The sequence below is a fragment of the Mesorhizobium ciceri WSM4083 genome, assembly GCF_000519305.1.
Taxonomy (GTDB): domain Bacteria; phylum Pseudomonadota; class Alphaproteobacteria; order Rhizobiales; family Rhizobiaceae; genus Mesorhizobium; species Mesorhizobium ciceri_B.
This window is the reverse complement of record NZ_KI912610.1, coordinates 355,892-368,257: the sequence shown is the minus strand read 5'-3', so window position 1 is coordinate 368,257 and position 12,366 is coordinate 355,892. Positions and strand designations below refer to the sequence as shown.

At 62.6% G+C, this 12,366-nt stretch carries 13 protein-coding genes and 1 pseudogene; 7 read left to right on the top strand and 7 right to left on the bottom strand.

Annotated elements, in window-relative coordinates:
* Nucleotides 1-66 precede the first annotated feature (66 nt).
* Nucleotides 67-963, top strand: coding sequence for a LysR family transcriptional regulator (locus tag MESCI2_RS0127760; RefSeq protein ID WP_023809733.1), 897 nt, complete (start codon nt 67-69; stop codon nt 961-963).
* 18 nt (nt 964-981) lie between these two features.
* Here MESCI2_RS0127760 and MESCI2_RS0127755 read toward each other — a convergent pair whose 3' ends face one another.
* The 3 genes from MESCI2_RS0127755 to MESCI2_RS1000000138265 all read right to left on the bottom strand — a co-directional run bounded on the left by MESCI2_RS0127755 (nt 982) and on the right by MESCI2_RS1000000138265 (nt 4,556).
* Nucleotides 982-1,479 carry a methyltransferase family protein gene (locus MESCI2_RS0127755; protein WP_027039325.1) on the bottom strand — a complete coding sequence of 166 codons (498 nt, stop codon included), beginning with the start codon at nt 1,477-1,479 and terminating at the stop codon, nt 982-984.
* 722 nt (nt 1,480-2,201) lie between these two features.
* Nucleotides 2,202-4,253: an elongation factor G gene (locus tag MESCI2_RS0127750; RefSeq protein WP_027039324.1), complete on the bottom strand. Its 2,052-nt coding sequence runs from the start codon at nt 4,251-4,253 to the stop codon at nt 2,202-2,204.
* A gap of 60 nt (nt 4,254-4,313) precedes the next feature.
* Complete coding sequence (locus MESCI2_RS1000000138265) at nt 4,314-4,556, bottom strand: hypothetical protein (protein ID WP_155936702.1); 243 nt, start codon at nt 4,554-4,556, stop codon at nt 4,314-4,316.
* 6 nt (nt 4,557-4,562) lie between these two features.
* On the opposite strand from MESCI2_RS1000000138265, the gene MESCI2_RS0127740 reads away from it, so the two are divergent.
* Both MESCI2_RS0127740 and MESCI2_RS0127730 read left to right on the top strand, forming a co-directional pair.
* The gene (locus tag MESCI2_RS0127740) at nt 4,563-4,958 is read left to right on the top strand and encodes a (R)-mandelonitrile lyase (RefSeq protein WP_027039323.1); all 396 of its coding nucleotides are present in this window, start codon (nt 4,563-4,565) and stop codon (nt 4,956-4,958) included.
* Between the two features lie 187 nt (nt 4,959-5,145).
* On the top strand, nt 5,146-6,663 hold the full coding sequence (locus tag MESCI2_RS0127730; RefSeq protein WP_027039322.1) for an MFS transporter: 1,518 nt from the start codon (nt 5,146-5,148) through the stop codon (nt 6,661-6,663).
* A 61-nt stretch (nt 6,664-6,724) separates the two neighbouring features.
* Here MESCI2_RS0127730 and MESCI2_RS0127725 read toward each other — a convergent pair whose 3' ends face one another.
* Nucleotides 6,725-7,927, bottom strand: a complete 1,203-nt coding sequence (locus MESCI2_RS0127725; protein ID WP_027039321.1) for a pyridoxal phosphate-dependent aminotransferase — start codon at nt 7,925-7,927, stop codon at nt 6,725-6,727.
* Between the two features lie 207 nt (nt 7,928-8,134).
* Between MESCI2_RS0127725 and MESCI2_RS0127720 the strand changes: the two genes are divergently transcribed.
* The 3 genes from MESCI2_RS0127720 (at nt 8,135) to MESCI2_RS0127710 (ending at nt 10,774) form a co-directional block, all read left to right on the top strand.
* On the top strand, nt 8,135-9,028 hold the full coding sequence (locus MESCI2_RS0127720; RefSeq protein WP_027039320.1) for an EAL domain-containing protein: 894 nt from the start codon (nt 8,135-8,137) through the stop codon (nt 9,026-9,028).
* The gene (locus tag MESCI2_RS0127715; RefSeq protein WP_027039319.1) at nt 9,025-9,873 is read left to right on the top strand and encodes an EAL domain-containing protein; all 849 of its coding nucleotides are present in this window, start codon (nt 9,025-9,027) and stop codon (nt 9,871-9,873) included. The genes MESCI2_RS0127720 and MESCI2_RS0127715 overlap by 4 nt, the downstream gene beginning before the upstream one ends.
* A gap of 292 nt (nt 9,874-10,165) precedes the next feature.
* A complete protein-coding gene (locus MESCI2_RS0127710) occupies nt 10,166-10,774 on the top strand; it encodes a glutathione S-transferase family protein (RefSeq protein ID WP_027039318.1) in 609 nt (202 codons plus the stop codon).
* 32 nt (nt 10,775-10,806) lie between these two features.
* Here the strand turns inward: MESCI2_RS0127710 and MESCI2_RS1000000139085 are convergent.
* The 3 genes and pseudogenes from MESCI2_RS1000000139085 to MESCI2_RS0127700 form a co-directional block, all read right to left on the bottom strand.
* Nucleotides 10,807-11,060 (bottom strand): annotated as a pseudogene (locus MESCI2_RS1000000139085) (hypothetical protein).
* Complete coding sequence (locus tag MESCI2_RS0127705; RefSeq protein WP_027039317.1) at nt 11,057-11,257, bottom strand: hypothetical protein; 201 nt, start codon at nt 11,255-11,257, stop codon at nt 11,057-11,059. The pseudogene MESCI2_RS1000000139085 and the gene MESCI2_RS0127705 overlap by 4 nt, the downstream one beginning before the upstream one ends.
* Before the next feature lie 269 nt (nt 11,258-11,526).
* Nucleotides 11,527-11,739, bottom strand: a complete 213-nt coding sequence (locus tag MESCI2_RS0127700) for a cold-shock protein (RefSeq protein ID WP_010910991.1) — start codon at nt 11,737-11,739, stop codon at nt 11,527-11,529.
* Nucleotides 11,740-12,035: 296 nt separating this feature from the next.
* Between MESCI2_RS0127700 and MESCI2_RS0127690 the strand changes: the two genes are divergently transcribed.
* Nucleotides 12,036-12,365, top strand: a complete 330-nt coding sequence (locus MESCI2_RS0127690; RefSeq protein ID WP_027039316.1) for a hypothetical protein — start codon at nt 12,036-12,038, stop codon at nt 12,363-12,365.
* Nucleotide 12,366 lies beyond the last annotated feature (1 nt).

The window sequence follows — 12,366 nt, the reverse complement described above, 5'->3', positions numbered from 1 at the left end:
CGGCTTAGAAACGCCGTGTAAAAGCCTGATTTTTCATTCAGACGCCAAAACAGAACGAGGGGAATCATGGCGTTGGACTGGGACAAGCTACGCGTGTTTCACGCTGCGGCGGAGGCGGGGTCGTTTACCCATGCGGCCGAGACATTGCATCTGTCGCAATCGGCGATCTCGCGGCAGGTCAGCGCGCTCGAGCATGATGTCGGCGTGCCGCTGTTCAACCGCCACGCCCGCGGGCTGGTGTTGACCGAGCAGGGTGAGATGCTGTTTCGCACGGCGCATGACGTGCTGATGAAGCTTGAGACCATAAAGTCCCGGCTGACCGAGACCAAGGATCGCCCCTCGGGCGTGCTGCGGGTGACGACGACGGTGGGGCTTGGCGCCGGCTGGCTGACCGAGCGGGTGCAGGAATTCATCGAGCTCTATCCCGAAATCAGCCTGCAGTTGATCCTCGCCAATGAGGAACTCGACCTCACCATGCGCCAGGCCGATTGTGCCATCCGGCTGCGCCAGCCGCAGCAGCCGGACCTGATCCAGCGCCGCCTGTTCACCGTGCATTTTCATCTCTACGCGGCGCCATCCTATGTCGCCAAGCACGGCAAGCCGTCTTCCGTCGCAGAGCTGAAGGCTCATCGCATCGTCACCTTCGGCGTGCCGGTGCCGTCGCATCTGTCGGAGCTGAACTGGCTGGAAACGGTCGGTGATTTCGAAGGCGGACAAAGGGTGCCGACGCTGCAGATCAACGACATATTATCGATCAAGCGCGCGGTGCAGGGCGGGGCCGGCATCGCCATGCTGCCCGACTATGTGATCAGCAAGGACTCCGATCTGGTGCAGTTGCTGCCGGAGACCGAGGTGCCGTCTTTCGACACCTATTTCGCCTATCCCGACGCGATGAAGAACCAGGCCAAGCTGCACGTGTTCCGCGATTTCATTATCGCGAAGGCCAGAAGCTGGTCCTTCTGATTTCGCGCTGTTCTGAAGTTATTCCCGCCAGGGCGACAGTCGAGGCAGCCAGCCCGGGACGTTGCGGCGGTAGGTGTCGTATTCGGCGCCGTAGCGGTGAGCCAAGGTCGGCTCCTCGTAGAACCGCACGAAGGAGCCCATGGCGATCGCGCCGATGACTGCATAGGCGGCCAGCGTCCAGCTCGAGAACAGCAATGCCTGGCCGAGGATGATCGACAGCACGGCGACATACATCGGGTTGCGGACATGACGGTAGATGCCGCCGATCACCAGTCTCTCGGTCGGCGCGACCGGAGCGGGCGTTCCGACGCCCTCAAGCGCGAATCGACCGAAGGCATGCAGCAGTGCTGCGATCGCGGCGGCGATCAGAAGCCCGCCGACAGGGACAAAGCCCGGCAGACCAGACCACGGCAAGCCCCAGCGATCGGTCAACAGCCAGGGCACCAGCCCGGCAACCACGCAGGGCGCCGCGATGAAGAAGGCCGCACTGCCGGCGATCGCCGAAAACCTCCGCATTGGCTGCTCCCTCCACGATTGCCTTAGAAATGCACGCCTGCTGCCTGCTTCCACATCATTGCCCAGTTTTGGCATTTTGAGCCGAAGGCCAGCCGAGATTGGGGATTCTGTAGTTGCATTTGCCCGATTCAGCGCCCCATTTCGACGATTCTGCTGGTCCTATTGGCTTCTGGAATGGGTTAGACCACAGCCTGCGTCTTTTTGCATGTGTGTGTTGCAAAATAGATGCTTGTTTCTTGGGCATGATGAGCACATATATAGATTATCTCCTGGGCGCGTTCTCCTCCCATTAGCGCCCTCGAGTGTTCCCCTCTGGAGGTTAGCCTTAACAGGCACTCCAATCAAACTCAGCCGGATCTTCATTGATCCGGCTTTTTTGTTGCCTGTGCCCTGTTTGGCCGGCCAAAAATTCCATCACAATTGCCACGTAACGGTGACATGTAACCTCTGGTAACATATCCCGGACGCCCGCGACCTGCTATGTAGATCATAGGACGCGGTGTGGTTCGAACGGGAGATGGGGGCATCACTCGTACGGCCCGGGCTCAGGCGGCTACCGCGTCCGAACCGTTTCTCCGCCTGATTTCGGCGGCATCAAATGCGGCGGACCTGCCGTTTTACCTCCCAAGGAAACGGTCCGCGAACAAAACGACGTCCGGTCCTCGCCGGACGTCGTTTTCTTTTGCTCCCCTCGAATCAGGTTCGAGAGGAACGCCACGCCATCAGGCAGCCTTGCCGTTGGCGTTCATGGCGTCGTCGGCCAGACGGCCGGTGAGTTCGGCCATGTGGTCGAAGACGGCACGATAGCTGGCAACGCCCGCGGTCGCCGAGCGCAACTCGATGATCAGGTCGCCGATCTCGGCTTGCGGCATGGTTGCCTCGACGACATCCCATCCCGGCCAGTCAGGCCGCGCGTCGTAGCCGAGGATCTGGCCGCGCCGCTGCGGGATGAGAGCGATGATCTTCGAGGTGGCGTCGGAGGGGGTGACGATCTCGACCTTCATCACGGGCTCCAGGAGCACCGGCAAGCACGCGGCCATGCCTTCCTTCATCGCCAGCCTGGCCGCCATCTGGAAGGCCATGTCGGAGGAATCGACCGCATGGTAGGAGCCGTCCGACAGGTTGACTGCAACGTCCACGACCGGAAAGCCCAACGGCCCGGATTTCAGATAGTCGCGGACCCCGGTCTCGACCGACTGGATGTAGGTCTTGGGCACGACGCCGCCGGTGATGGTGTCGGTGAACTGGAAGCCGGAACCACGCGGCAGCGGCTTGATTTCGATCACCACGTCACCGAACTGGCCATGTCCGCCAGACTGTTTCTTGTGACGGCCGCGCTGCTGCGCCGGTTTGCGGATCGTCTCGCGATAGGGCACCGCCGGCGGATGGCCTTCGACCGGTATCTGGTTCTTGCCTTCCAGCCGCTCGCGCACCACGCGCAGATGCATCTCGCCATGGCCCGACAGCACGGTCTCGGCCGAGTCCTGGTTGTGGCGCAGGCTGAGCGAGGGGTCCTCCTCGGCCAGCCGCTGGATGGCAGCCGACATCTTCACTTCGTCCTTGCGCTCCTTGGGGCGGAGGGCGAAGGCGAAGACCGGCTGCGGCGGCTCGAACTGGACGAGCGGCTTGATGCCGCCCTTGGCCGAACTCAGCGTCTGGCCGGTCTTGACCTCGTCCAGCTTGCCCAGCGCCACCGTGTCGCCGGCCTTGGCGATGGAGAGCTTGGACTGGTCCTTGCCGAGCATCCGGTAGATGCCGGAAACCTTGGCCGTGTCGCCGCCGGGCAGCCAGAGTTCGGAACCGTCGACGACCTGACCGGAGAGGATGCGCGACACCGACAGCTTGCCGCCATGCGAGGTGTGAATGGTCTTCATCACCTGGACCAGGGTAGCCGCGCCGTCGGGTGCACCGAGCCGTTTGCGGGTCGCCTCGATGTCGGGCGCGTCGTGGCGAATCGCCTTCAGGAGGCGCAGCACGCCATTGCCTTTCTCGGCGGTGCCGATCAGCACCGGGATCACCGCGCCGTCACGCAGGTCGGCGGCGAGGTCGTCGAAGATCGCGTCCTTGGGCGGCTCGATCTCCTCGAGCAGTTGTTCCATCAACTGGTCGTCATGGTCGGCCAGCGTCTCCAGCATCGAGAAACGCGCTTCGAGCTCGCGCGCCTTGTCGTCGCCGGGAATCTGCGCCACCTCGCTTTCGGCATATTCGCGATAGATGTAGGCGCGCTCCAGTGCCAGGTCGATCGAACCAATGACGACGCCGTCCTTGCGCAGCGGAATCTGGCGCAGCAGCAACGGCACGGCACTGGCCGGCTGCAGCATCTTCAGCGTGTCGCGCACGCCGGTGATTGCCTTGTCGACCTTGTTGAGGAACAGGATGCGCGGCACGCCGAGATCGTCGAGCTTGCGCATGATCAGCTGCAGGGCAGGGATCTTCTTTTCGTCGGCCTCGGCTACGACCACCGCGAGGTCGCAGGCGGCCAGCACCGGTTCGGCCTCGAAAGAGAATTCGATGGAACCGGGACAGTCGACGAAGGTGATCTGCTCGCCCATGAATTCGGTGGTGGCGATCGTCGCCTCGACGCTCATGGCGTGGGCGCGCGCCTCGGGCGAATGATCCGAAACGGTGTTACCTGATGAAACGGAATTTTGTCGGGGAATTGAGCCCGTACGGGCCAATATGGCTTCGAGAAGTGTCGTCTTACCGCTTGCGAAGGGACCGACTATGGCAATGCATTTCGGTCCCGTGCGTCGTCCTCCGGCGCGAGTACCCATGACTGACCTCCACTCAGGCGTTTCCCATAGGACCGACTGGCATGCATGGTTCAGGCGTGGTCAATCGGTCCTGAGCGGCGGCCGGCCTGTTCGACCGTCGCGGGCGGGGTTCTTTTCAAGTGCCACCTGCCCAAAGCCATCGTCCCACTTGTTTGCCGGCAGGGCAAGAAAAATAGAAATCCTTTGCTCGGCCGCGGACCCGCCGGTCATATGCTGGCTGACAGCCGGAAGCTGTTGCACATCGGCCGATATCGGCGGAAACTGAAAACAGGCGGCCCGTCGCCCGCTGTTTTGAAGGACCATCGACCCATGAAGATCATTGCCTGCGGCAGCGTGCCGACCGTCATCGCGCCAGACAAGTACTTCACCGGCCGGGTGCTGCAGACGCCGATCATCGAGAAAGAGGCGCCGGCGCGGCTGCGGGCCACGCTGGTCAGCTTCGAGCCGGGCGCGCGCACCCACTGGCATACGCATCCGCTTGGCCAGACGCTTTACGTGACGGTGGGCGCCGGGCTTGCCCAGACGTGGGGCGGCCCAGTCCAGGAGATCAGGGCCGGCGACGTCATCTCGTTTGCGCCTGGCGAAAAACACTGGCATGGCGCGGCGCCGAAATCGGCGATGACGCATATCGCCATGCAGGAGGCGCTTGACGATGTCCATGCCGATTGGCTGGAAGCGGTGACCGCGGAGCAATATGGCGGCTGAGTGCTCAGTCCGTAGGAAGCCGGGCTTCTATTCCAGCCGCGACATCTTCAGAAGAGGGTGGCTCGCGGCGAGTTCCGTACCATCGCGCAGGCTGCGCTCAATCGCGTGATCGACGGCGCCATGCAACTCGTGAGCTGACCGTCGGTCAGTGGTGTAGGTAACGGCAAACCTCGGGTCTGAATATATCATGTCAAAGCACCGTCTGCCCCTGGTCGCCGCTGTCTATCTTGGTTCGTTCGTGGCTCTGCTCGACGTCAGCATCGTCAATGTCGCGCTGCCGACCATCCAGCAGGCGTTGCAAACCGATTTCGGCGGCCTGCAATGGGTGGTCGACGCCTACACCCTGTGCCTGTCGGCCTTCATGCTGTCGTCCGGCCTGATCGGCGACCGCTATGGCCGCAAGCGCTCATGGCTGGCCGGCGTCGGCATCTTCGTGGCCGGCTCGCTGATCTGCGCCGTCGCGCCCAATCTGCCGGTGCTGTTGGCTGGCCGGGTCGTACAGGGCATCGCCGGCTCGCTGCTCATTCCAGGCGCGCTGTCGATCCTGACGCAAGCCTTTCCCGATGCGCGACAGCGCGCCGGCGTTATTGGCGGCTGGGCGTCGTTCGCCGCCATCTCTCTGCTCGTTGGTCCCGTCCTCGGTGGCATCCTGGTCGAGACCGTCGGCTGGCAAAGCATCTTCCTTATCAATCTGCCGCTTGGTCTGATCACGATCGCGCTCGGTGCTGCTTCGATCAACGAGACGGCGCATCCCGAACATGCCCATCTCGATCTCGTCGGCCTGGCTCTCAGCATCCTGTGGCTGGGGGCGCTGACCTTTGGCCTGATCTCGGCCGGCGAGAATGGTTGGGGCGAGCCAAGGACGGTCACGGCGCTCATCGCAGGTGTCGTCGGCCTGGCTGCTTTCCTCGGCTTCGAGGCGCGCACGGCACGGCCGATGCTGCCGCTTGGCCTGTTCCGTGACGTCCGCTTTGCCGTCGCCAATGTCGCTTCGTTCGCGCTCGGCTTCACCTCCTATTCCAGCGTCTTCTTCTTCTCGATGTTCCTGCAGCAGGTGCAGGGCTGGTCGCCGACGCAGACCGGCCTGCGCATGGCGCCGGCCTTCATCGTCCAGATCGTGGTGTCGCCGTGGATCGGCAGGCTGAGCGCCCGCTATGGCCACTCCGCGCTGATGACCATCGGCTATGTTGCTATCGGCCTGTCCATGCTCGGCATGTGCTGGGCCGGCCCTTCGACGACCTACGCGGTGCTCTGCCTTCTGTTCGCCATTGGCGGCCTCGGCAATGCGCTGGCGATTCCGACCGGCAGCGCCGCGGCCATGTCCTATGCGCCGCGCGAACGCTCGGGCATGGTGTCGGCGGTCATCAATGCCACCCGCCAGAGCGGTCTCGCCATCGGCATCGCCTTGCTCGGCGCCTTGATGAGCATGCGGGCAACCGACCTCCTGACCGGGTATCTCGGCGATGCCGGTGTCGCCAACGCGGAAGCGGTGGCTCGTGCTGCAATTTCAAGGCATGATTTCGCAACCGATGCGGCGATGGGCGAAAGCGGCGTGCATGAACTCTATGCTGCCGCCTATGCCGGCGGCTTCCACGCCGCGATGCTGACGGCGGCGATAGGCGCGTTCCTCACCGCCGCACTGCTGGTTGCCGTGCTGGCGCCGGCCGAGGCGCGCTCGGCCAAAGAGACGAAGCACGAGGCGTGAGGATGACGGCCCATTAAAAACCCGGCCGTGAAGCCGGGTCTTTGCGTTCATAGCGCGCCAGTCAGGTCAGCGAAGCCGTAAAGCGCTGGATGCGCGTGCAGGCTTCTTCCAGAAGCGTCTCCGAGGTGGCGTAGGAGATGCGGAAGTTGGGCCCGAGGCCGAAGGCCGAGCCGAACACCACCGCGACGCCCTCGGCTTCGAGCAGTTCCGAGCAGAAGGTCTCGTCGGTGTCGATCAGCCTGCCAGCCTTGGTCTTCTTGCCGATCAGCTGGGCGCAGGAAGGATAGACATAGAAGGCGCCTTCCGGCGACGGACAGGTGATGCCGCGCGCCTGGTTGAGCATCGACACGACAAGGTCGCGCCTGCCTTGAAAGATCGCCTTGTTTTTGGCGATGAAATCCTGCGGGCCATTCAGCGCCTCGACGGATGCCCATTGCGCGATGGTGCAGGCGCCCGATGTCTGCTGACCCTGGATCATGTCCATCGCCTTGATCAGTTGAACCGGACCCGCCGCATAACCGATGCGCCAGCCGGTCATTGCATAGGCTTTCGACACGCCGTTCATGGTCAGCGTGCGCTCGTAGAGCTTGGGCTCGACCTCGGCGATGGTCTTGAAGACGAAATCGCCATAGGTCAGGTGCTCGTACATGTCGTCGGTCAGCGTCCAGACATGTGGATGCTTCAACAGCACGTCGGCCAGCTCGCGCAGTTCGGCCTCGGTATAGGCGGCACCCGACGGGTTCGATGGCGAGTTCATCAGCAGCCATTTGGTCTTCGGCGTGATCGCCTTTTCCAGCACGGAAGCGGTCAGCTTGAAGCCATTGTCGATCGAGGTGTCGGCAAACACGGAGGTGCCGCCGCAGATCGCCACCATCTCGGGGTAGCTGACCCAGTATGGGCGAGGAATGATGACCTCGTCGCCGGGGTTCAGCGTCGCCATGAAGGCGTTGAACAGGATCTGCTTGCCGCCGGTGCCGACGATGGTCTGCTCGGGCTTGTAGTCGAGATTGTTCTCGCGCTTGAATTTTTTCGCGATCGCCTCGCGCAGCGGCACGATGCCCGAAACCGGCGGATACTTGGTTTCGCCACGGCGGATTGCCTCGATCGCCGCATTCTTGATGTTGTCTGGCGTGTCGAAATCCGGTTCGCCGGCGCCCAGGCCGATAATGTCACGGCCGGCATTTTTCAGCTCGCGCGCTTTCTGCGTGACCGCGATGGTGGCGGAAGGCTTCACGCGGGAAAGTGTGTCGGCAAGAAAGGCCATGAGCTTGACGTCTCCATGGAAGATCAGCGCGGCCAGGAGCGACCGCGGCGCTTCTCATGTCGCATGATTTCGCGCAACGCAAGCATTGTCGGCTGATCCAGGTCTCAAGGAGCTGTGATCGGACCCGGGGTCGGCAACAATAAATTCATTAACGAGCGGTAGAGGCTTGAGTGGCAGGATCGCAGACCAATTGCGGAGCGAGGAACCGTGTCGCGCAGCGTCGGGCTTGCCCACATCATCCGTCAGGACGACGGCACCTCCACCGGTGTCTGGGGTATCTACACGCTGCAAAGCGCCTTCCAGCCGATCTTCGCCTTCAACGAAGGCAAGCTGTCAGTGGCCGCGTTCGAGGGGCTGATCCGACCGTTCCGCGACGGCGAGCCGCAATCGCCGATGAATTTCTTCTCGACCTGCCCGGCTGCCGACCGGCTGCATATCGAGGCGCTGACCAGGACGCTGCATCTTCTCAACGCCGGTGCCTGCCTGCCGCGGGAAGCGTCGATCTTTGTCAATTTCGACCCGTCGGTGTTCACCGAACGCGCCGTTGCCGACGCTGCCTTGCGCGAAATGCGGCTCGTGCTGCACGAGGCCGGCATCGACCCGCGCCGCGTCGTCTGCGAGGTGACCGAGCAGCGGTCGGCGTCGCAGGAAGCCTTGCACGGTTTCGTCGCGGCACTGAGGGCCAACGGTTTTCGCATCGCCGTCGACGATTATGGCGCCGACGATTCCGACATCAATCGGGTCAAGGAGCTGAAGCCGGATATCGTCAAGTTCGATGCCTACTGGATCACGCAGCTGATGGAGTCCGGCGCCGGCTTCGCGTTGCTGACCACCATGGTGAAGAACTTCGAGGAGCAAGGCATCCATACGGTTTTCGAAGGCATCGAGGAGGGCTGGCAACTGGAGCTCGCCGAGAAATCGGGTGCGTCGATGGTGCAGGGTTTCGTGCTGGCGCGGCCCGAATTGGCGCCGACCAGCTTTGGCGTCTTCGACAAGGCCAGGCAGGCGCCTGTCGCTGCTGCCGTCGACACGTCGGCTCCTGCCGTGGCAACGCCTTCGGCGCGGCCGGTCAAGGCCTTCGGGCGCCGCGTGGCGACATGAGAGACGATCGGCGGCGCAATGTCGGCGATGCGATCCGGGTCGACGAAGTCGGCATCGAATACGGCATCTATGGCGAGTTCCGGCTGCGCAGCGCCTATCAGCCGATTTTCGCGCCGCGCGGCCGTTTCCTTCACGCGGTCGCGGCCGAAGCCCTGATCGAGCCGCACCGTGCCGGCCGCCCCGGCGCGCCAAAGATGTTCTTCGAAAGCGTTGCCGTCTCGGACCGGCTGTTTGTGGAAACCATGTGCCGGGCGCTGCATCTCAGGAATTTCCGCAACATCGGCGTCGATGGGCTCGACCTGTTCTTCAACTACAACCCGTTGATCAACGACCATGCCGGGCGGGCACTGGCCGAAATTCGCCTGATGACCAGGCATCTCGGCGAGTTCGGCCTGGCGCCGGCCATGCTGGTCTGCGAAATCACCGAACAGGCGGCGGACGACGCGCTTCTCGCGCGGCTGGTGCGCGAAATGCGGCGCGACGGCATCCGCATCGCCATCGACGATTTCGGCACCGGGCACTCGACCGAGGAGCGGGTGAGCCTGCTCAAGCCCGACATCGTCAAGATCGACGGCACCTGGTTCGCGGAGTTCTGCCGCCACGCTGCCGCCGAACGGTTCTTCCGCCCGCTGGTTTCCAGCCTGCATGACCGCGGCGCCAAGGTGCTGGTCGAAGGCATCGAGCAGCCCACCCATCTGCGCGTCGCGCTCGAAGGTGGCGTCGACCTGCTGCAGGGTTTTCTCCTCGCCCGTCCCGCGCTTGCAGGCACGGTATTCGAGGAAAAGCCGCTGGTCATCGATGCGCTGCTGGGCCGGGACAGCAAGGTCGTTCCCCTCTTTGGCTAGGGCATGTCGATATTCAGGTGATGCCGGCCTGCAAACGGCGGCCTCCTGCGTTTCCCTAGTTCTACTGCCACGCAGTAGAACTGTGCTCACGTACTTAAGTACGCTCCGCTCCGGTTCTCGGAACCCACCGTTTTCGGCTCGGCCTGACCTGAATCTCAACATGCCCTTCAACGGCCTCAGACTTTCGGCGATTCAAACATCAGCGGCGCTGATCGTCGTACCAAAACAAATCATTGGTTGAGACCGCCGCCGCTGCGATAATCGCGCGGAGACAGTGCTCCGGGGAACAGCCATGATACTTTACGGCATGATCGACAGCGGCAATTGTTACAAGCCGCGCCTGCTGATGGCCAAGCTTGGCCTTGGCTTTACCAATGTCGAAGTGAGTTCGCACACCGGCGATACGCGCAAAGCCGATTTTGTCGCCAAGAACCCGAACGCCATGGTGCCGCTGCTCGAGCTCGAGGACGGCCGGCGGCTGGCCGAATCCAACGCCATCCTGCTCTATCTCGCCGAAGGCACCCGCTTCCTGCCGGTCGACAGATATGAGCGCGGGCTCGTCTATCAATGGCTGTTCTTCGAGCAATACAGCCACGAGCCCTACATCGCCGTGCGCAAGGCGCTGCTGACCTTCCCCGAACGTGCTGGGGATGCGACCCCGGAGCGGCTGGCGGTGACGCTGGAGCGCGGCAACAAGGCGCTCGGCGTGATGAACAGGCATCTGGAAAACAATGCTTTCTTTTCCGGCAGCACGCTCAGCGTCGCCGACATCGCGCTCTATGCCTATACGCATACGGCAGAGCAGGGCGGCTTCCAGCTCGACGCCTATCCGGCGGTGGCGGCCTGGCTTGGCCGAGTGGAAGCGGATCCGGGGCATGTGCCGATCGGGTGGATGGGGTAGTTTGTCCCCGTGCCAGGTGGGCGGATGGGTGGCTACTTCAAGAGATGATCATAGTCCGCATGGGTGCCGATCCAGAACCAGATCACATCATCGTTGGTGCGGGTGGCAACAGCCCGGTAATTGTCGTCAACTCGCGCAGACCAATAGCGTCCGACCTGTTTGAAATGCAGCGAGGGATCAAAAGGTGGGAGCGGAGTCTTTCAAAACGCCTGTCCGCTTTTCCTCTGATCGCCGATGGCAGTTTTTCGTAAGCCTCCCAGAACGATGGGGAGGCGACGTGATTCACAGAGGCCGCGTCCGACCAGCGCGATGGTCCGTCAGCGCCTGTTCGGCAAGCTTATCCAATCGGCCGGCCTTCGCATCGGCCTCGATCTGCCGATCCCACATATCCTCCCGAAGCGCTTCGAACCAGGCAGCAAACGCCTTCAGTTCTTCAGGGCTCAGTTCCGCAACGGATTTTTCAATTTGCTCAAGCTTGGTCATGGCCGAATGATACCACTACTAGGCTAAAAGTACCACCGGTGGGACTATAGCGCCGGTTGCAGCACCTAACCCCGGACAGCAAAAAGGCGGGATAAATCCCGCCTTCCATGCTTGGTAGCCTGATCGGGAGCGTCCGGTCCGGGCTGGCAGCTATCTGCTGATCCAGCTTGTCGGGTCTTTCCGCTCCAGCGCGCTTCTCGCGCGACTGTCAGTACATCCGTGACTTGCCGCGCGCCCCGAACTCTCGCCCGGCGCGCGCTATCGCAAAATCAGGCTGCCTTGCTCAGAGATCCAGCGGACGACTTGCCAGTGCGACGGTCCTGCTCGATCTCGAAGTTGATCTTCTGGCCTTCGACCAGGGTCGACAGTCCAGCACGCTCGACAGCGGAGATGTGGACGAAAACGTCCGCGCCGCCCGCGTCAGGCTGAATGAAGCCGAAGCCCTTGGTGGCGTTGAACCACTTGACCGTTCCAGTTGCCATTTAGATAGTCCTTCACATTTGCTTTAGATTGACCGGACCGAGGTCCAGCCGGTGTGCATCGAGATTTTGGAGATAGACGTCAGCAAACGCGATTATCGCGAGGCCCGGATCGATCGGCCGAAATATCAATGGAAGGCATATAGGCTGGTTTCGCACAAAAAACAAGACTGTGTGAGAAAGCCGTGATCAGTGCGCTGCCCAATGGCCGCCCCAATCGCGTGAGAGCGTCGCGATGATCGGAGCCTGTGGGTGTTCGATCCACATCCGCTTGGGAGGGGATCTTGGGGGAGAGGACCATGAAAACCATTCTGCTTGCCGCCTGCCTGACGCTTGGCGCCGCTCAGGCTCAGGCGATCTCGCGCCACGACCCGACGCGTATGAGCTGCGGCAAGGTTCAGGCGACGATCGCCCGGCAGGGAGCGGTCATCCTGCGCTACCAGTCGAAGCGGGTGCCGGGACTGCCGCTCTACGACCGCTATGTGCAGAGCCAGCGATTCTGCAGCATGGGCGAGGTGAGGACACGGGCCTACGTGCCGAGCGCCGACACAAAGTCCTGCCCGGTCTACAACTGCAAGCGGCCGGACAATGACCGGCATTTCCGCCGGCGGTTCTTCCATAACAACTAGC